At 72.9% G+C, this 16668-nt stretch carries 19 protein-coding genes; 10 read left to right on the top strand and 9 right to left on the bottom strand.

The features are described from left to right. Positions 1–163: 163 nt before the first annotated feature. Positions 164–712 carry a hemerythrin domain-containing protein gene (locus KF737_RS20335; protein ID WP_296459553.1) on the top strand — a complete coding sequence of 183 codons (549 nt, stop codon included), beginning with the start codon at positions 164–166 and terminating at the stop codon, positions 710–712. Positions 713–843: 131 nt separating this feature from the next. Here the strand turns inward: KF737_RS20335 and KF737_RS20330 are convergent, their stop codons facing one another. The 3 genes from KF737_RS20330 to KF737_RS20320 form a co-directional block, all read right to left on the bottom strand. Continuing rightward, the gene (locus tag KF737_RS20330) at positions 844–2034 is read right to left on the bottom strand and encodes a molybdopterin molybdotransferase MoeA (protein WP_296459549.1); all 1191 of its coding nucleotides are present in this window, start codon (positions 2032–2034) and stop codon (positions 844–846) included. After that, positions 2031–2600, bottom strand: coding sequence for a molybdenum cofactor biosynthesis protein B (moaB, locus tag KF737_RS20325; protein ID WP_296459547.1), 570 nt, complete (start codon positions 2598–2600; stop codon positions 2031–2033). The genes KF737_RS20330 and moaB overlap by 4 nt, the downstream gene beginning before the upstream one ends. Positions 2601–2664: 64 nt before the next feature. Then, positions 2665–3693, bottom strand: a complete 1029-nt coding sequence (locus KF737_RS20320; protein ID WP_296459544.1) for a LysR family transcriptional regulator — start codon at positions 3691–3693, stop codon at positions 2665–2667. A gap of 149 nt (positions 3694–3842) precedes the next feature. Between KF737_RS20320 and KF737_RS20315 the strand changes: the two genes are divergently transcribed. The 4 genes from KF737_RS20315 to KF737_RS20300 are packed head-to-tail and all read left to right on the top strand — an operon-like array spanning position 3843 to position 8234. Beyond that, entirely contained in the window at positions 3843–5135 is a 1293-nt protein-coding gene (locus tag KF737_RS20315; RefSeq protein ID WP_296459541.1) for an MFS transporter, read from the top strand. A gap of 2 nt (positions 5136–5137) precedes the next feature. Further along, positions 5138–5953: an enoyl-CoA hydratase-related protein gene (locus tag KF737_RS20310; protein WP_296459538.1), complete on the top strand. Its 816-nt coding sequence runs from the start codon at positions 5138–5140 to the stop codon at positions 5951–5953. Between the two features lie 2 nt (positions 5954–5955). Continuing rightward, a complete protein-coding gene (locus tag KF737_RS20305; RefSeq protein ID WP_296459536.1) occupies positions 5956–6678 on the top strand; it encodes an enoyl-CoA hydratase/isomerase family protein in 723 nt (240 codons plus the stop codon). Continuing rightward, positions 6675–8234: an AMP-binding protein gene (locus KF737_RS20300; RefSeq protein WP_296459533.1), complete on the top strand. Its 1560-nt coding sequence runs from the start codon at positions 6675–6677 to the stop codon at positions 8232–8234. The genes KF737_RS20305 and KF737_RS20300 overlap by 4 nt, the downstream gene beginning before the upstream one ends. A 20-nt stretch (positions 8235–8254) precedes the next feature. On the opposite strand, the gene KF737_RS20295 is transcribed toward KF737_RS20300, so the two are convergent. The 3 genes from KF737_RS20295 to KF737_RS20285 are packed head-to-tail and all read right to left on the bottom strand — an operon-like array spanning position 8255 to position 10661. Beyond that, positions 8255–8563: a hypothetical protein gene (locus tag KF737_RS20295; RefSeq protein ID WP_296459530.1), complete on the bottom strand. Its 309-nt coding sequence runs from the start codon at positions 8561–8563 to the stop codon at positions 8255–8257. Between the two features lie 53 nt (positions 8564–8616). After that, positions 8617–10248 (bottom strand): MBL fold metallo-hydrolase RNA specificity domain-containing protein, encoded by a 1632-nt coding sequence (locus tag KF737_RS20290; RefSeq protein WP_296459527.1) that lies wholly within the window; start codon positions 10246–10248, stop codon positions 8617–8619. After that, positions 10245–10661, bottom strand: coding sequence for a host attachment protein (locus KF737_RS20285; RefSeq protein ID WP_296459524.1), 417 nt, complete (start codon positions 10659–10661; stop codon positions 10245–10247). Before KF737_RS20285 ends, KF737_RS20290 begins: the two co-directional genes overlap by 4 nt. Before the next feature lie 172 nt (positions 10662–10833). On the opposite strand from KF737_RS20285, the gene KF737_RS20280 reads away from it, so the two are divergent. The 4 genes from KF737_RS20280 (at position 10834) to fixJ (ending at position 14675) form a co-directional block, all read left to right on the top strand. Further along, a complete protein-coding gene (locus KF737_RS20280; protein ID WP_296459522.1) occupies positions 10834–11487 on the top strand; it encodes a helix-turn-helix domain-containing protein in 654 nt (217 codons plus the stop codon). A 65-nt stretch (positions 11488–11552) separates the two neighbouring features. Next, on the top strand, positions 11553–12425 hold the full coding sequence (locus KF737_RS20275; RefSeq protein WP_296459519.1) for a universal stress protein: 873 nt from the start codon (positions 11553–11555) through the stop codon (positions 12423–12425). A 218-nt stretch (positions 12426–12643) separates the two neighbouring features. Beyond that, positions 12644–14077 (top strand): PAS domain S-box protein, encoded by a 1434-nt coding sequence (locus KF737_RS20270; protein ID WP_296459516.1) that lies wholly within the window; start codon positions 12644–12646, stop codon positions 14075–14077. Continuing rightward, complete coding sequence (fixJ, locus tag KF737_RS20265; RefSeq protein ID WP_296459512.1) at positions 14070–14675, top strand: response regulator FixJ; 606 nt, start codon at positions 14070–14072, stop codon at positions 14673–14675. The genes KF737_RS20270 and fixJ overlap by 8 nt, the downstream gene beginning before the upstream one ends. 1 nt (position 14676) lies before the next feature. On the opposite strand, the gene KF737_RS20260 is transcribed toward fixJ, so the two are convergent. Both KF737_RS20260 and KF737_RS20255 read right to left on the bottom strand, forming a co-directional pair. Continuing rightward, positions 14677–15093 carry a group III truncated hemoglobin gene (locus tag KF737_RS20260; protein ID WP_296459509.1) on the bottom strand — a complete coding sequence of 139 codons (417 nt, stop codon included), beginning with the start codon at positions 15091–15093 and terminating at the stop codon, positions 14677–14679. Beyond that, positions 15093–15785, bottom strand: coding sequence for an alternative oxidase (locus KF737_RS20255; RefSeq protein WP_296459507.1), 693 nt, complete (start codon positions 15783–15785; stop codon positions 15093–15095). Before KF737_RS20255 ends, KF737_RS20260 begins: the two co-directional genes overlap by 1 nt. A gap of 188 nt (positions 15786–15973) precedes the next feature. Here KF737_RS20255 and KF737_RS20250 point away from each other — a divergent pair, with 188 nt between their 5' ends. After that, positions 15974–16384: a response regulator gene (locus KF737_RS20250; protein WP_296459505.1), complete on the top strand. Its 411-nt coding sequence runs from the start codon at positions 15974–15976 to the stop codon at positions 16382–16384. Between the two features lie 22 nt (positions 16385–16406). Here KF737_RS20250 and KF737_RS20245 read toward each other — a convergent pair. Then, the coding region (locus KF737_RS20245; protein WP_296459503.1) for an aminotransferase class I/II-fold pyridoxal phosphate-dependent enzyme at positions 16407–16668 on the bottom strand (262 nt) is incomplete at its 5' end.

Genomic DNA, 16668 nt, shown 5'->3' with positions numbered 1-16668 from the left:
GGGGCGGCAGGCTGGTCGATTCGGGGCGGGGCGCACTTGAGCGGATCGCCCCGCCCGCCCCCACTTCGGCAAGCCGCGACTTGTCGAAGATCAAGCCGCGGCCCGGTCCGGTTCAAGGCCGGCGCAGCCGGCAGGGCGTAGGAAGGGACGGAAGGAGCCAAACGTGCCCGACGACGCCAGCCTCACCCCCGCCCCGCCCCGCGGCGACGCCGCGCCGATCCGCTGCGCGCTGATGACGCCGGATCCGGACGCCCGGCCCCGCCCCGACATCGCGGGCCTCATCGAGCTGATCCAGGTCCGCTATCACGACACCCACCGGCGCGAGTTTCCCGAAGCCATCCGCCTGGCCCGGAAGGTCGAGGCGGTCCACGCCGCCGATCCCGGATGCCCGAAAGGCCTCGCCGATCTGCTGGCGCTGATGCTCGACGACCTCGAGAGCCACCAGCGCCGCGAGGAGCAGGTGCTCTTCCCGATGCTGGCGGCGGGCGGCGGGCCGATGGTCCGGTTCCCCATCGCCCGGATGATGGCCGAACACGTCGACGTGGACGGCCAGCTCGCGAGCCTGCGGGCCATCACCCACGACTTCGCCGAACCCGAGGCGGCCTGCGACGCCTGGCGCGAGCTGATGCGCCTGTGCCGCAAGCTCGACGCGGACCTGCGGGAACACATGCGGCTCGAGAACGAGCAGCTCTTCGCCGCATTCCTGGGCTGACGCCCGAGGGCGGTGAGCCTCGTCCCCCGGCGCACACACCCCGGGGGCGGCGCTCCGCCCACGGGATCGGGCGTCGCGCGGCGGCGGACCTCGCGGTTCGCCGCCGAAGCGCGTCGGACGCGCCGGCGCCGTCAGAACGCCAGGACCTCGACGATCTCGCCCGCCTCCAGGGCGCGCGCATCGGCCCGCCGCCGGATCAGGAGGTCGGCGGTCGCCAGGTCCTTCGGGGCGCTGGAGTCCTGGCGGCCGACCGGCCGCACGCCGTCGAAGTCGCTCCGGCCGCGGTGGAAGCATTCCCGGTCGCCGCACGCCCCCAGGGCCGCGGCGAGAGGCGCGGTCCGCCAGGCCCAGGCCTCCTGCGCCCGCCGCCCGCTCAGCCCCGCCAGGATCGGCGCCAGGAACAGCCGCGCGGTGACCATGGCCGCCGACGGGTTCCCCGGTAGGCCGACGACGATGCGGGCGCCGACCCGACCGACCCACACCGGCTTTCCGGGCTTGATGTCCACCTTCTCGAACGCGAAGCGCAGCCCGAGGGGCTCGAACATCGCCCTGGAGAAGTCCCTCTCCCCGACCGATGCGCCGCCGGTGACGACCACCACGTGCGCCTCCTCCAGCGCGCGCCCCGCGGCCCGGACGAGGCTCGGCAGGTCGTCGCGCAGGCGCCGGCGGCCGACCACCTCGCCGCCCCAGGCGCGGGCCAGCGCGTCCACGCCGAAGGAGACGCTTTCCGGTATCGTGCCCGGCGCGCCGGCCGACCGGCCGGGCGCGACCAGTTCGTCGCCCGTGCTCAGCACCGCCACGCGGGGCCGGACGTGGACCTCGACCGCCTCGCGATCGGCGGCCGCGGCCGCGACCAGCGCCTGCGGCGTCAGCCGGGTCCCCGCGTCCAGCAGCACCTCGCCCGCCGCGAAGTCGGATCCCGCCGCGCGCACGTGCCGCGCCGGCGACGGCCGCCCGGCGATCACGACGGCGTCGCCGTCGCGTCGCACGACCTCCTGGATCACCACCCGGTCGGCGCCCGAAGGCAGGGGCGCGCCGGTGAAGATCCGGACACAGGCGCCCGCCTCCAGGCGCGGCCCGCCCTGCGGCGCCCCCGCGAAGGACTCGCCGACCAGCCGAAGCCGGGTCGGCCCCGAGGCCAGGTCGGCGTCGCGCACGGCATAGCCGTCCATCGCCGAGACGGCGGCCTGCGGCGCCGAGCGGCGGGCCACGACGGGGACGGCCAACACGCGGTCCGCGGCCTGGTCGAGCGCGACGGGCTCGGCGCCCAGCGGCGTGGCGATGGCGGCGACGCGCCGGCAGGCCTCGTCGAAGGTCGTCACGCGCAAACCCCCCGGTAGCGGGGAACCTGGCCGACGAGCGAACAGGGCTTGAACCGGCTGTCGAATTCGAGCGCCAGCACCAGGTCCCACGCATCGCGGCAGGCGCCGGTGGAGCCCGGCACGCAGAAGATGAAGGTCTCGCCGATCTGCCCCGCGAGCGCCCGCGACTGCAGGGTCGAGACGCCGACCGTGGCCTGGCTGGCCTGGTGGAACACGACCGGGAAGCCGTCCATCTCGCGGGCGAGCAGCGGCCGGACCGCCTCCGGCGTCACGTCGCGGGGCGCAAACCCGGTGCCGCCGGTGGTCAGGATCACGTCGATCCCCGGATCGTCGGCCCAGGCGCGGATCCGGGCCCGGATCGCGTCCACCTCGTCGGCGACGATGGCCCTGGCCGCCAGCCGGTGGCCGGACGCCTGCAGGCGGTCGGCCAGCAGGCCGCCCGACGTGTCGGTCTCCTCCGTCCGCGTGTCCGAGATCGTCAGCACGGCGATCGACAGCGGATGGAACGGCAGGCCGGGATGGATGCCGGGGGCCTTGGGCGCCCTGGCGGCGTCGGCGACGGTCATGCGGATGGCCTCGAATCTCGGCCATGATCCTCGGGCGCCGGCGCGCGGCCCGCCTTGACGCCCATCAAGTCGTTGCGGGTCCGGGCCGTCTCGGAGGGTCGACCGCGGCCATGAAGTCCTGGGAGTCCGCCTCGAGCGCCTTCGCGACGGCGCGGACCTTGCTCGCGAAGATGCGGGTCGCAGGGGCCGCGGATTCCACGCTCCGGCGGATGATCGCCACATCGTGGGTCAGTTGCAGGCCCGGCGCCCGCACCACCCGGAACACGCCCGCCGCCAGCTCGCTGCGCAGGGTGAGCAGCGGCGCGACGAACAGGCTTCCCGTCTCGCGCGCCAGCGCCTTGCCCAGGGTGGAGGACGCCGTGCGGAACAGGCCGTCGGGCGGGTAGCCGCCGCCCGCCGCCAGGAAGAGGTCGTCCATCCGCCGGGCCGCCATCGTCCCGGGCTCGGGCAGGATCCACGGATGGCGCCAGAGCTCCTCGATCGCCACGTCCTGGCCCTGGGCCAGCGGGTGGTCCGGCCGCGCGGCGACCACGTAGGGGAAGTCGCCCACATGCTCGGCCTCGAGGTCGGGCGCCAACGGCTGGGCGGGCGCGGGCGCCAGCGCGATCTCGAACTCGCTTTCGGCCACCCCCGCCAGCAGGTGGTCGACGCGCGTCTCGACCATGTAGACCCGGACGGCCGGAAGCTCGGCGGTGAAGGCGGCGATCACCTTGGGCAGGAAGAGCGGCGCGAGGCTGGCGTTGATGCCCACGATCAGTTCGCCCCGCACCTCGGCGCGCATCGAGCCGATCTCGTCGGCCGCGCGGCGCATGTCGGCGTAGATGACCTGCGCGTGCTTCAGCAGCACCGCGCCGACCGGGGTCAGCGTCACGCCCCGCCCTCCGCGCACGAACAGCCGCGACCCGACCCGGCGCTCCAGGTCCTGGATCGAACGCGACAGGCTGGGCTGGGCGATGTGCAGGCGCCGCGCCGCCTGCCGGAAGCCGCCGTATTCGGCCACGGCGACGAAGCGCCTCAGGGCGTCGAAGGTCAGCAGCCGCGAGAAATCGTCCATGCGGCGCGCGAAGTGGGCGTGGTTCGACGCGGTCGCCATGGCCTCCTCCCGCCGCTTCCGGCCTCCAGCTAACCACGGGCGGCGCGGACGATCCAACGCCCAAACCGATGCCTGCAGCGACAGGGGCGATAGCAACTGCCTATCGCTTGGCGGGTTGCCGGCGCGCGAGGCGCCCGGTGATGTACGGCATGGACCTGGCCACCCCCGAGACCCGCGCCGGCGTGAGGCCACCCCGCGTCTTCTACGGCTGGGTGGTGCTGTTCGGCTGCACCGTGCTGTCGGTCCTCTCGGGCGCCTTCTTCTATTCGCGCGGCATCTTCCTGCCGGAGATGGCCGAGGGCTTCGGCGTCGGGCGGTTGCAGATCTCGCTGGCGTTCACCTGCGCCCAGGTCAGCGGCGCCCTCTCCGCGCCCCTGATCGGCCGCGCGCTCGACCGCTACTCCCCGCGCATCGTGCTCGCCGCCGGCGCCGCGCTCCTCGCCCTCGGCTATGTGCTGAGTTCGAGCGCGCAGCAGCTATGGCTGCTCTACCTGCTGTTCGGGGCGATGTCGGGCGTCGGCTGGGTGGCGATCAGCAACTTCGGCACCAGCCGCATCCTCGTGGAATGGTTCCGCCGCCGCCTGGGCTTCACCCTGGCGATCGACGCCCTCGGCGCCTCGATGGCGGGCGTGGTGGTCGCGCCGCTGGCGACGTTCGTCATCGGCCTGTGGGGCTGGCGGACCGCCTATGCCTCGCTGGGCCTGGCGACCCTGGCCGTGGCCCTGCCGGTGATCCTCTTCCTGCTGCGGGCGCGGCCGGCCGACATGGGCCTGAAGATCGACAACGGCGCGGGCGACGCCGACGCCGGGCCTGCGGCGGCCGGACCGCGGCCCGATCCGGAGTGGTCGATCCGGCGCACCCTCGCCCACCGGGGCTTCTGGGGCCTGGTCCTCGTGTTCGGCCTGATGAACTGCGTGTGGTCCGGCCTGAACCTGCACCTGTTCGGCCACATGCGCGGCATGGGGCTGACCGCCGAGCAGGCCGCCCTGGTCCTCTCCGTCGAGGCCGCCGTCGCCGCCTTCGGCAAGCCGATCATCGGCTGGATCTCCGACGGCGTGGGCGTGCGCCTGGCGATCATCGCCGTCACGGCGGCCCAGTTCCTGGGGACCGTGGCCTTCGCCGCCGGCCACGGCTTCGCCGTCGCCCTGCCCAGCGCCGCCATCTACGGCCTGGGGCTGAGCGGCCTCGTGCCGCTGGCGGCCGTCGCGGTGGCCGACACCTTCGGCACGCGCTCCTACGGCGCGGCGAGCGGGCTGCTCAGGAGCGCGACCCTGCCCCTGATCCTCGTCTCCTCGCCGGTGGCGGCCTACGTCTACGACGTGTTCGGCGACTATCGGCCGGCCTTCTGGTGCTTCGCGGTGCTGCTCCTGGGCGTCGCGCCCGCCACCCTCCTCCTCAAGTTCGCCAAGGACGCCCCGGCCCAGGGCCCGGGCGAACACTGACCATGCCCGAGACCACCACCGGCGCCGGCGCCGTCCACGCCCGCATCGCCGACAGCGTGCTCCACATCGAGTTGGACCGCCCCGGCCGGCGCAACGCGCTGGACCATCCGATGATGATGGCCCTCGCCGAGCGGGTGGCCGAAGGCTGCGAGGACCCCGACGTCCGCGCGATCCTGATCAGCGGCCGCGGCGGGGACTTCTGTGGCGGCGACACGCCGGGCGAGATGGGCGACTGGCCGGACCGCTTCCGCCACCGCCGGTCCGGCGGGCCGCATGGCCTGGCGCCCGTGGTCGAGCAGCACATGCTCCGCACCGTGCGGGCGGCGAACAGGCCGGTCGTGGCGGTCCTCGACGGCGAGACGCTGGGGCTGGGGCTGGACCTGGCGGCCGTCTGCGACTTCCGGATCGCGGCCGACGACGCCCGGCTGGGCGACCCGCGCATCCTGCAGGCCCGCCACGCGGCCACGGGCCTGACCTACGTCCTGCCCCGCCTGATCGGCCAGTCGCGCGCCACCTGGATGCTGCTGACCGGCGAGGCCATGAGCGCGGCCGAGGCGCTGCGGATCGGCCTCGTCCACCGCCTGCATCCCGCCGCCGCCCTCGCCGAGGAGGCCAGGGCCTTCGCCGTGACGCTGGCGCGCCTGCCGACCCGCTCGCTGGCGGTGAAGAAGGAGATGACGCTGGCCCAGCTCGACATGGCCTTCGAGACCGCCATGTCCCACTGCCTGGCCGTGCGCCAGACCAACGTCATCGAGGACAAGGACGAGGGCATCCGCGCCTGGAACGAGCGGCGCCCGCCGCGCTTCACGGGCCGCTGACCATGGACCGGCCCTCCCCGCTGGTGGAACGCGACGGCCCCGTCCTCCACCTGATCCTCAACAACCCCGAGCGCCTGAACTCCCTGGGCTTCGAGCAGCACGAGGGCCTCTACGACGCGCTCCGCGCGGGCGAGGACGACGATGAGGTCCGGGTCATCGTGCTCTCGGGCGCCGGGCGCGCCTTCTGCGCGGGCGACGACATCAAGCCGCACGGCGCCGACGGCTGGCCCGATCGGCTGAAGCACCGCCGCGTGCCGCTGGACGTGGGCGTCGGCCCGATCCTGCTGAACGACGTGACCTCGGCCTTCCGCAACTGCCTGAAGCCCACGGTGGCCCTGATGCACGGCTATGCGGTGGGCGCGGGCTACGACTACGCCAGCAGTTGCGATTTCCGCCTGTCGACGCGGGGCTGCAGGATCGGCGACCCGCGCATCAAGCTGGGCCTCTGGGGCTGCGAGGGCTGGTCCTACAAGCTGCCGCGCCTGGTGGGCCAGACCTGGGTCGCGCCGCTGACGTTCACCGGCGACCTGATCACCGGCGAGCAGGCCGAGGAGATCGGCTTCGTGCATCGCCTGTTCGACGACGACGCGGCGCCCCGCGAGGCGGCGGCGGCGTTCCTGCACGCCCTCGCGCGCCTGGACGCCGGCGCCTACCGGGCGAAGAAGGCGGACCTGCTGCTGGGCCTGGACCAGGCCTACGACCACGTCGTGCGGAGCCTGGCATGACGCCCGCCGCCCTCCCCGCCGCCCTGGCCCAGGCCGCCGCCGAGCAACCCGGGCGGCCGTTCTTCCAGATGGTGGACGGCGAGCCCTGGACCTTCGGCGCGATGCACGCCCACGCCCTGGCGTGGCGCGACGCCCTGGCGGCCTCAGGCGTCCGGGCCGGCGCCCACGTCGCGACCCTGATCCCGACCTGCGCCGACGCCGTCGGGGTCTGGATGGGCCTCGGCTGGCTGCGCGCGCTGGAGGCGCCGCTGAACCTCGAATACCAGGGCGCGATCCTGGCCCAGGTGCTGAACTACTGCGAGCCCGGCCACATCATCGTGCATCGCCGCTACGTCGCGGCCGTGGACGCGGTCGCGGGCGAACTGGCCGGCGGCCCCGTCATCCTGGTGCTGGACGACGGCGACGGCGCCCCGCCGACCCGCCTGTCGCCGCTATCGCCCGCGCCGGCGCCCGTCGAGGCCGCAATCGACGCGCCAGAGCCGCCGGGCCTCCACGACCTCGCCCTCATGCTGTTCACGTCCGGCACCACCGGCAATCCGAAGGGCGTGCTGATCCCGTGGGGCCAGGTGGCGGCCGGCGCGCGCGGCCACGACATCGACGAGCCGGTCGTCGCCTATTCGGTGGCGCCGCTGTTCCACACCGGCGGACGCGGCACGATCGCCGCCAGCATCCTGCACCGGCGTCACGTCGTGTTCCGCGAGCGGTTCAGCGGGTCGCAGTTCTGGTCCGACATCGAGCGCTACGGCTGCAACTTCGCCGGCCTGATGGCCGCCTTCCTGGCCTTCCTCGGCCAGGCCGGACTGCCCGAGGGATTCCGGGGATCGCCGCTGAGGTATGTGGGCACCGGCCGCATCCCGGAGAACTTCCGCCCGATCGCCCGGCGGCTGGGCCTCAAGTTCTCCACCGTCTTCAACATGACCGAGATCAGCCCGCCCATCGCCTCGCGCGGCTGGCTGGACGAACTGGACGGAAGCTGCGGCCACCTGCGCGAGGGCTATCACTGCCGCATCGTCGACGACCACGACCGCGAGGTCCCCGACGGGGAACCGGGCGAACTGATCCTGCGCGCCGACGAGCCCTTCGTCCTGAACCAAGGCTACTGGCGCCGCCCCGAAGACACCGTGCGCGCCTGGCGGAACCTGTGGTTCCACACCGGCGACCTGTTCCGCCGCGCGCCCGACGGCGCCTACGTCTTCCTGGAGCGCAAGGACGACCGTATCCGCCGTCGTGGCGAGAACATCTCGTCGGAGGAGATCGAGAACGTCGCCCTGCGCCATCCCGATATCGAGGCCTGTTCGGCGGTGGGCGTCCGCTCCCAGCTCTGGGACGACGACATCAAGCTGGTCGCCCTGCTCCGCCCCGGACGCGTCCTCGACCCGCCGGCGCTGCACGCCTTCATGGCCGCGGCCATGCCGGCCTTCATGGTCCCGCGCTACATCGAGCTCGTCGACGAGATCCCCCGCACGCCCACCGGCAAGGCCAAGCGCGCCGTCCTGCGCCAGGCCGGCGTCACCCCGGACACCTGGGACGCGGCCGGCGGCCGGCGCGGAGCCTGATCCGTGGGCCGGACCGGATTCTAGGCTCCCTTGCGCCGGCCCAGGCCGAGCAGGGTGATCAGGGCGGCGGTGGCCGAGAGCGCCGCGGCGGCTGTGGCGATGGGATGGGCCTTGGCCTCGGCGACCGCCTTGTCCGCGAGATAGCGGACCTCGGGCGGCGCCTTCTCGGCGACCCGTTCCGCCGCGTCCCGCAGCGCCTGGGACGCCTGCGCAAGCGCGGTCTCGGCGTCGTCGCTCAGGCTGTCGGCGGCCTTCCGCAGGGCCTTGGCGACGTCCTCGAGCGTGTCCTCGAGGTCGTGGCGGATCTGTTTGGTCAGGGACTTGGACATGGATCTTCTCCTCAGGATGGCGACCGCCGGACGCGGCCACGACGGCTCAGGGGTCAGACTGCCGCCTCTCGCGCGGGCGCGCCTTGAGCGGCGTCAACGGCGGGGCCGCGCGCGACCGCTTTCGACAGCCCTTCCAGCAACGCTTCCCTCGCCGCGTCGTCCGGAAGGGCCTCCAGGCGGGCGTTGAGGTCGAGCAGCAGGCGGGCGCGGGCGTTGTGCCAGTCGGGCCGCGACGCGGCCGCCGGCAGGATCCGCGCCGGGCCGGGCTGCGGCGTGGCGGCCGCCCTCGACAGGGTGAAGCGTTCGTCCAGGGCCGGGATCGCCAGCCGCGCCGGATCGAACCCCGCCTTCGCCAGCCCTTCGCGCAGCCCCGCCAGGCCGTCCGGTTCGCCGTGCGCCAGGAACACGTGGCCGCGGACCGGACCGCGGGCCGACGCCCAGCGCACCAGGCCCTCGCGGTCGGCGTGGCCGGAGTAGATGTCGAGCGAACGCACCCGGGCGCGCACCGATATGGGTTCGCCCTCGATGCTCACCGTCTTCGCCCCGTCGGCGAGGATCCGCCCCAGCGTGCCCTGCGCCTGGAAGCCCGGCAGCAGCACGGTGGCCTCGCGCCGCCAGAGCAGGCGCTTCAGGTGCTTGCGCACCCGGCCCGCGTCGCACATGCCGCTGGCCGCCAGGATCACGTGCCAGCCGCGCAGCCGCTCCAGCCGGTCGCTCTCGGACGGCGCCTTCAGGAACTTGAGGCGTCCGCTGGAGCGCAGGTCCACGAACGGGTTGGCCTCCATTACCGGGCTCCAGCCGCGCCTCTGGAACACCTCCGTCGCCTCGATGGCCAGCGGCGAGTCCAGAAAGATGTCGGCCTCGGGGATTTCACCCTCGCGGGTGAGTATCTGCAGGTCGGCGAGCAGTTCCTGCGAGCGCTCGACCGCGAAGGCCGGGATCAGCAACGGGCCGCCGGCGCGGTGGGCGTCGCGCAGTTCCCGGGCCAGCAGGCGCCGCCGCGCGGCCGGGTCGAGCATGGGGCGCGAGCGCCCGCCGTAGGTGGACTCGACGATCAGGTGGTCGACGCCCGACGGCCCCTCGGGGTCGGGCAGGAAGTCACGGCCGCCCGGGCCCAGGTCGCCGGAGAACAGCAGGGTCACCGGCCCGTCTTCGGTCTCGACCGTCACCTCGACGGACGCCGAGCCGAGGATGTGGCCGGACTCCCAGTAGCGGGCGATGATCCCCGGCGCGACCTCGACCTGCCGGCCGAGCTTCACCGTCCGGAACCGCTCCAGCGTCCTGCGGGCGTCGCGGGCGGTATAGATCGGCTCCACCGCGTCGCGGCCGCGCTGCTGGTTGCGGCGGTTGAGGCGGCGCACCTCGCTCTCCTGGATGTCGCCGGCGTCCGGCAGCATCACGGCGCAGAGGTCGCGGGTCCCCGCCGTGGCCAGGATCGGGCCGCGGAAGCCGGCGCGCATCAGCTTCGGCAGCAGGCCCGAGTGGTCGATATGGGCGTGGGTCAGCAGCACCGCGTCGATCTCGCCGGCCGCGAACGGGAAGGGCCCGTAGTTGAGCGCCTTCAGGGTCTTCGGGCCCTGGAACATGCCGCAGTCGACCAGCACGCTGGCCCGCGCCGTCGTCAGCCGCGCGCAGAAACCGGTGACGCAGCCGGCCGCGCCGTGGAAGCTCAGTTCCAGGCTCATGCCCAGGTCCGGGCGCGGGCCTGGCGCAGGTGCTGGCGCAGGGTGTCCGGGTCGTCGTGGCGCCGGGCGTGCGGGTCGACCACGTCGACGCGGGCCGCGACCTCCGGCGGCAGGGCCGTCTTCAGGAAGCCCAGCGCACGGGGCGGACCCATCAGCACCAGCCGCTCGAATTCGCCGCGCCGGGCCTCGAGCGCCACGCGGCCGGCCACCCGGCGCAGGAACCGGCGTTCCGGCTCGTGTTGCGGCGCCCGTTCGTCGTGCCCGTGGCGCGCCCCGGCGGATCGCTCCCGGTCCGTCGCGGTCATGCGCAGCCGGGGCAGTTCCTGCAGCGGCCCGGTGCGGGCGCGCTCGCAGAAGATCCGGGCGTCGCGCCCGTCCGCGGTGACGATCCAGGTGACGCCGCCTTGATCCATGGCTCAGCTCCCGTGCCCGGAGCGACACGTTCGGCCCGACGCAGCGCCCCCTCCGTGACGCAGATCAAACGCGGGCGCGCCCACGCCTCCGTACTGGTACTTAGTGGGCGTCCACGAATGTCGGGCGACGCACCGACGGCTTAGCTCTGGGCCATCGCACTGGAGCCCGCCGATGACCCTCGCCTATCCCCTCGACGATCCGCGCGCCGCCCGGCCCGCCTCGGCGCTCAGCGATGCCTTCGACCGCCACGGCGTGCGGATGGCCTACGCCCGAAACGAGGAGATCTACGCGCAGGACGACGCCGTGGAACTGCTGTACCGGGTCGTGCGCGGCGTGGTCCGCACCAGCCGCGTGACGGCCGACGGCCGACGCCAGGTCGGCGCATTCTACTACCCCGGCGACCTCTTCGGCCTGGAGCCCGGCCCCGACCACCGCTTCGGCGCCGAGGCGCTGGACGACTGCGAGATCCTGGTGGTCCGCCGCAGCGCCGTGCGCGCCGCCGCCGGCGACGCCGAGCTCGACCGGGCGATCCTGGAAGCCCAGCGCCTGGAGATGGAGCGGTTGCAGGACCATGTGGTCATGCTGGGCCGCAAGAGCGCCCGCGAGCGGGTCGCCAGCTTCCTGATGTCGATCGCCCAGCGCGGCGGCGACGACCATGCCGACCTGGCCATGGGCCGGCAGGACATGGCCGACTACCTCGGCCTCACCATCGAGACCGTCTCTCGGATGCTCACCCAGTTGCAGGGCGAGGCCATCGTGGCGTTCCCCTCCTCGCGTCGCTTCGAGATCCGGAAATGGACCGCCCTGGAGGCCCTCGCCGCCTGAAGCGGCCTCCCCCGCCTGAGCGGTCGCAGGCCCACGCCGGCCGCATCCTGGCCAAGGAGCCGAAGATGATGAAGACGATGGAGCGGAACGCGGCCGAGGTGGTCGTCCGTCCGAACACCTTCGCCACGATCCTGGTGCATGCCGAGCCGCGGCTCGCCGCCGCCTCCCACCGCGTCGAGGCCGCCGCGCGCCTGGCCCGGGACCTGGACGCCCGCCTGATCGGCGTGGGGGCCGAGACCTTCAATCCCGGTCCCTACTCCGGCGCCTTCCTGGGCTACGCCGGCGCCGAATGGGTCGCCCTCGTGCAGGAGCAGATCGCGAAGAACATCGCCGCCGCCGAGACCGCCTTCCGCCGTGACGCCGCCGGCGCGGACATCGATTGGCGCACGGCGCAGGACTACCCGCACCGCGCCCTCGTGAACGCCGCGCACGCCGCCGACCTGATCGTGGTCAGCCCGAGGAACGAGCGCGGCGACCTGCAGTCGGCGAACCCTGCGGACGTGGTGATGTCCGCCGGGCGTCCCGTGCTGGTCGTCCCCGAGGGCCGCAGCCACCTGGTCGGCCTGAACGTGGTGGTGGCCTGGAAGAACACGCGCGAGTGCCGCCGCGCGCTGGGCGACGCGATGCCGTTCCTGCAGCGGGCGGACCAGGTGGTCGTCGTCGCGGTCGTCAAGCCGGACATGGCCGACGTCGCCGCCCGCGAGACGGGCGAGGTGGTCGCCAACCTGAAACGCCATGGGGTCGACGCCCGGCCGCTGGTCACCTCGATCGGCCCGGATCCGGTCGAGCTGGAGATCGAGCGAATCGCCGGCCTCAACGGCGCCGACCTGATCGTCGCCGGCGCCTACGGCCACGGCCGCCTGCGCGAATGGGCGTTCGGAGGCGTGACCGACAGCTTCCTGCACCGGCCGCCCTGCTTCGTGCTGCTCAGCCACTGAGCCCGGTCGCGCGGGGCTCGGAAGGCCCCGCCTTCTCCGGCGATGTCGTCGGGCTGGCGCGAAGCGCGACGCGCGCCATGCCCGACCCGCCGCGCCGAGGCGAGCCGGACTTGTCACCGCCCGTCTTCGGACCTACCGCTTCGGCCATGGCGCAGGCCTCGACACCCCCAGCGACCGGGCGCGGCCTCCTTCGGGGGGCCGCGGGCTATGCCGTCGCCGTGGCCGCCGCCGCCGCGTGCCTGGGATTCCGCGTCCTGCTGGACCCCTATTTCCACGACGACCTGGTCTTCCTGCTCTTCGTGCCGGCGCTTCTGGCCGCCGCCGCCGTGGGCGGCCTCGGCCCCACGCTCCTCGCCGGCGCGCTGTCCATCGTCCTCAGCTTCCAGGCGATCGGCTTCGGAATGGCCGGCGACATCCCGTTGCTCGTCCGCGCGGGGGTCTTCGTGGTCCTCGCGCTCGGCATCGGCCTGATCGGCTCACGGCTGCTGCACAGCAACCGCGCGATCCGCCAGCTCGCCGCCAACGCCCGGGCCCGCGAGGCCCACCTGCGCTCGATCCTCGACACCGTGCCGGACGCGATGATCGTGATCGACGAGCACGGCGTCATGCAGTCCTTCTCGAGCGCGGCGGAACGCCAGTTCGGATGGATGGCTGACGAGGTGGTCGGCAAGAACGTCAGCCTCCTGATGCCGGACCCCTACCGCACCGCACACGACGCCTATCTCGCGCGCTATCTGAGCACGGGCGAGCGGCGCATCATCGGCATCGGCCGCGTGGTGGTGGGCGAGCGCAAGGACGGCTCGACCTTCCCGATGGAGCTGTCGGTGGGCGAGATGGTCTCCGGCGAGACGCGTTACTTCACCGGCTTCGTCCGCGACCTGACAGAGCGCCAGGCGGCCGAACGACGGCTGCAGGACGTCCAGGGCGAACTCGTCCATGTGTCGCGGCTGACCGCCCTGGGCGAGATGGCCTCGGCCATGGCCCACGAGCTCAACCAGCCGCTCACGGCCGCCGCGAGCTTCATGAAGGGCTGCCTCGTGCTGCTGAAGCGCAAGCCGCTGGACGAGGGCCGGCTGGAGGAGATGATCTCGAACGGCGCCGAGCAGGCGCTGCGCGCCGGCCAGATCATCCGCCGGCTGCGCGACTTCGTGTCGAAGGGCGAGGCCGAACGCGGCATCGAGAGCCTGCCGCAGCTCCTGGAGGAGGCCGGGGCGCTGGCCATGATCGGCGCGCGGGAGCGCGACGTCCGGCTCCGCTACGACCTGGACCCCGAGGTTCGCCTCGTCCTGGCCGACAAGGTGCAGATCCAGCAGGTCGCGCTGAACCTGATCCGCAACGGCATGGAGGCGATGGAGGACAGCCCGCGCAAGGAGATCCTCGTGGGGGCGCATCCGGCCGCCGACGAGATGGTGGAGGTCTCCGTGACCGACACCGGCCATGGGATCGGCCCCGAGGCGGCCCAGCAGCTCTTCCAGCCGTTCATGACCACCAAGGCCCATGGCATGGGGATCGGCCTCTCGATCTCGCGCACCATCATCGAGGCGCATGGCGGGCGCATCTGGGTCGAGCCCAATCCGCAGGGCGGCACGATCTTCCGCTTCACCCTGCCCCGCGTGCGCGACGAGGAGTTGGCGAGTCCGGACCATGAGTGAGCCGATCGTACACCTGATCGACGACGACGAGGCGATCCGCACGGCGGTGAGCTTCGTCCTGGAGATGAACGACCTGCCGGCGCGCACCTACGCCTCGGCGCCGGAGTTCCTGGAGGTCGCGGAGACCCTCACCGGCGGCTGCATCGTCACCGACGTGCGGATGCCCGAGATGAGCGGCCTGGAGCTGGTGCGCCGCCTGAAGGAGCGTGGCGTCAAGCTCCCGGTGGTGGTGATCACCGGCCACGGCGACGTGCCCCTGGCGGTGGAGGCGATGCGGGCGGGCGTGATCGACTTCATCGAGAAGCCGTTCGACGACGAGGTGCTGCTGCGCTCGATCCGCATGGCGCTGGACGCACAGGCCGAGAGCGACGTCCACGCCCAGGAGCGCCAGCGCTTCGAGCAGATGCTCGGCACGCTCTCCGGCCGCGAGACCGAGGTGCTGCGCGGCGTGATCGCCGGCAAGATGAACAAGGTGATCGCCTACGAGCTCGGCATCAGCCAGCGCACCGTCGAGGTCTACCGCGCCAACGTCATGAGCAAGACCCACGCGAACGGCCTCTCCGAGCTGGTCCGCATCGCCCTGCTGGCCGGATTCTAGATCAGGAGCCGAGCGGCGGAATCTCCCCGCGGCTCACGGCCAGGCCGAGGGCGAGGCTGCGCCCGATCATCCGCGACTTCTCGACGAACAGGGCGGCGGCGGGCGGCGGGCACACCTCGCGGGCCGTGCGCTCGAACAGGTCGAGCCATCGCGGGAAGTGCTCGTCCCTGATGTCGGGCCGCCGCGCATGCGCCGCCATGGGCGAGCCCTTGAAGCGACCGGTCATCAGCAGCACCGACGACCAGAAGTCGCACAGCTTCGCCAGGTGCTCGTCCCAGTCCTCGACGGCGTCGTTGAACACGGGCCCGAGAACGGGATCCAGGCGCACACGCCCGTAGAACGTATGCACCTGGCGCCGGATCATCGCCTCGTCGACGCCCACGAGGGCGCCGGGACCGATGCGGGGCTTCATCTCCATCAGGCCGCTTCACGCCAGTGGGGCTGGAGCTGCTCGTGCGGCCAGACCGCGCGGATCTTCACGGGCTCGACCAGCCCGGCCAGTTCGTTGGCGAAGCCGTGGTTCACGTCGCGGTGGTGGGCCTCGTCGGCGCGAACCACCTCGACCACGTCGCGGAGCGTCGCGTCGGCCGGCAGGTTCCAGTAGCGGATGGCCAGGGCCGGCGCGGGGACGTTGGGCGAGCGCCCCTCGTCGATCTCGGCCAGGTAGTGGGTGTAGCTGATCACCGCTTCCTCCTCGAAATAGCCGACGACCCGGTGCGCCGTCTTCGGCGAGATCAGGTAGAGGCCGAAGAAGAACAGGTAGAAGACCCACTGCGCCGCGACGACCACGAAGCGTTCGAACACCGTGGGCCTGGCCACCTCGATGAAGGTCATCAGGTGCATCCGCTCGTTCTCGGCCTCGTCCATCAGGGTCTTGATCCAGCCGCGGTCGTCTTCCATCCGGCGCAGGCATTTCAGGTGGTTGAGCGTCGCGCCGACCATGCCCGGCACGGCCGCGACGGTCTCCAGCACCACGGCGCGATGGCCGTAGCGCCTGGCGAAGAAGGTGTCGGCGCAGAAGCGCAGCGCCTTGACGAAGCCATGGGCGATCCGGTCGGACGCGCCGTGCGGGCGATGGGTGACGGCAAGGTCGACGGCAGGGACGGACATCGGGAACTCTCACTCCGGGCAGGCCGCGCTGGCCGCGACCTCATGGCGATGAGATAGCGCCAGGCGCCCTGAGGTCGCCATTCGGGCCCGCCCCCTAGGTAGCACTACGGAGGCCGCGGCGCGCCCGCTTGAGCGAGATCAACGACGCTGGCTTCGCGCGGCGGAAGACTGGCGGCATGGATCAGCGCGTGAGCCCGCCTCCCCGTCCCACCGTCTACGTCGTCGACGACGACGACGCCGTGCGGCGCGCGCTCGCCTTCGCCCTCGATCTCGACGGCTTCGCGGTGGAGACCTTCGAGTCGGGGGAGGCCCTGCTGCTGCGCGCGCCGTCCGCCACGCCCGGGTGCCTCGTGATCGACCAGCGCCTGCCCGGCATCTCGGGCCTCGACACGCTTCGCCAGCTTCGCGCGCGGCAGGTCACGCTGCCGGCCGTCTTCGTCACCAGCCACCCCAAGCCGGCCTTCCGCGAAGCGGCCGCCCAGGCTGCGGCGCCGATCCTCGAGAAGCCGCTGGAGGGGGCGACCCTCATCTCGGCGATCCAGCAGTTGCTGGACCGCCCCGGAAGCCGCGAAGACCACGACCTGGTCGGGCGACCGTAGAGGCCCCCGGTCGGGCCGGGCGTCAGGCGGCGACGCCGCCGATGCGCTTGATGTTGCAGTGGGTCCAGAGCTTTTCGAGCACCTCGACGAGTTCGTCCATCATGCGGTCGTCGTGGGCGGGGCTGGGGGTGAAGCGCAGCCGCTCGGTGCCGCGCGGCACGGTGGGGTAGTTGATCGGCTGGACGTAGATGCCGTGGTCTTCCAGCAGCATGTCCGAGATCATCTTGCAGTGGACGGGGTCGCCCACCAGCAGCGGCACGATGTGGCTGACGGATGGCATCACG

The sequence above is a fragment of the Phenylobacterium sp. genome (assembly GCF_019636135.1).
Classification (GTDB): Bacteria; Pseudomonadota; Alphaproteobacteria; order Caulobacterales; family Caulobacteraceae; genus Phenylobacterium.
Note: the sequence above shows the minus strand (reverse complement) of the source record. Positions and strands in the feature narration are given on the sequence as shown.

What these genes read in the sequence shown, in the direction of transcription:
- KF737_RS20315 (WP_296459541.1), top strand. Translation starts at nt 3,843, where the DNA reads ATGGACCTGGCCACCCCCGAGACCCGCGCCGGCGTGAGGCCACCCCGC.
- KF737_RS20255 (WP_296459507.1), bottom strand. Translation starts at nt 15,785, where the DNA reads ATGTCCGTCCCTGCCGTCGACCTTGCCGTCACCCATCGCCCGCACGGC.
- KF737_RS20290 (WP_296459527.1), bottom strand. Translation starts at nt 10,248, where the DNA reads ATGAGCCTGGAACTGAGCTTCCACGGCGCGGCCGGCTGCGTCACCGGT.
- KF737_RS20285 (WP_296459524.1), bottom strand. Translation starts at nt 10,661, where the DNA reads ATGGATCAAGGCGGCGTCACCTGGATCGTCACCGCGGACGGGCGCGAC.
- KF737_RS20305 (WP_296459536.1), top strand. Translation starts at nt 5,956, where the DNA reads ATGGACCGGCCCTCCCCGCTGGTGGAACGCGACGGCCCCGTCCTCCAC.
- KF737_RS20300 (WP_296459533.1), top strand. Translation starts at nt 6,675, where the DNA reads ATGACGCCCGCCGCCCTCCCCGCCGCCCTGGCCCAGGCCGCCGCCGAG.
- fixJ (WP_296459512.1), top strand. Translation starts at nt 14,070, where the DNA reads ATGAGTGAGCCGATCGTACACCTGATCGACGACGACGAGGCGATCCGC.
- KF737_RS20295 (WP_296459530.1), bottom strand. Translation starts at nt 8,563, where the DNA reads ATGTCCAAGTCCCTGACCAAACAGATCCGCCACGACCTCGAGGACACG.
- KF737_RS20280 (WP_296459522.1), top strand. Translation starts at nt 10,834, where the DNA reads ATGACCCTCGCCTATCCCCTCGACGATCCGCGCGCCGCCCGGCCCGCC.
- KF737_RS20310 (WP_296459538.1), top strand. Translation starts at nt 5,138, where the DNA reads ATGCCCGAGACCACCACCGGCGCCGGCGCCGTCCACGCCCGCATCGCC.
- KF737_RS20320 (WP_296459544.1), bottom strand. Translation starts at nt 3,693, where the DNA reads ATGGCGACCGCGTCGAACCACGCCCACTTCGCGCGCCGCATGGACGAT.
- moaB (WP_296459547.1), bottom strand. Translation starts at nt 2,600, where the DNA reads ATGACCGTCGCCGACGCCGCCAGGGCGCCCAAGGCCCCCGGCATCCAT.
- KF737_RS20275 (WP_296459519.1), top strand. Translation starts at nt 11,553, where the DNA reads ATGATGAAGACGATGGAGCGGAACGCGGCCGAGGTGGTCGTCCGTCCG.
- KF737_RS20260 (WP_296459509.1), bottom strand. Translation starts at nt 15,093, where the DNA reads ATGGAGATGAAGCCCCGCATCGGTCCCGGCGCCCTCGTGGGCGTCGAC.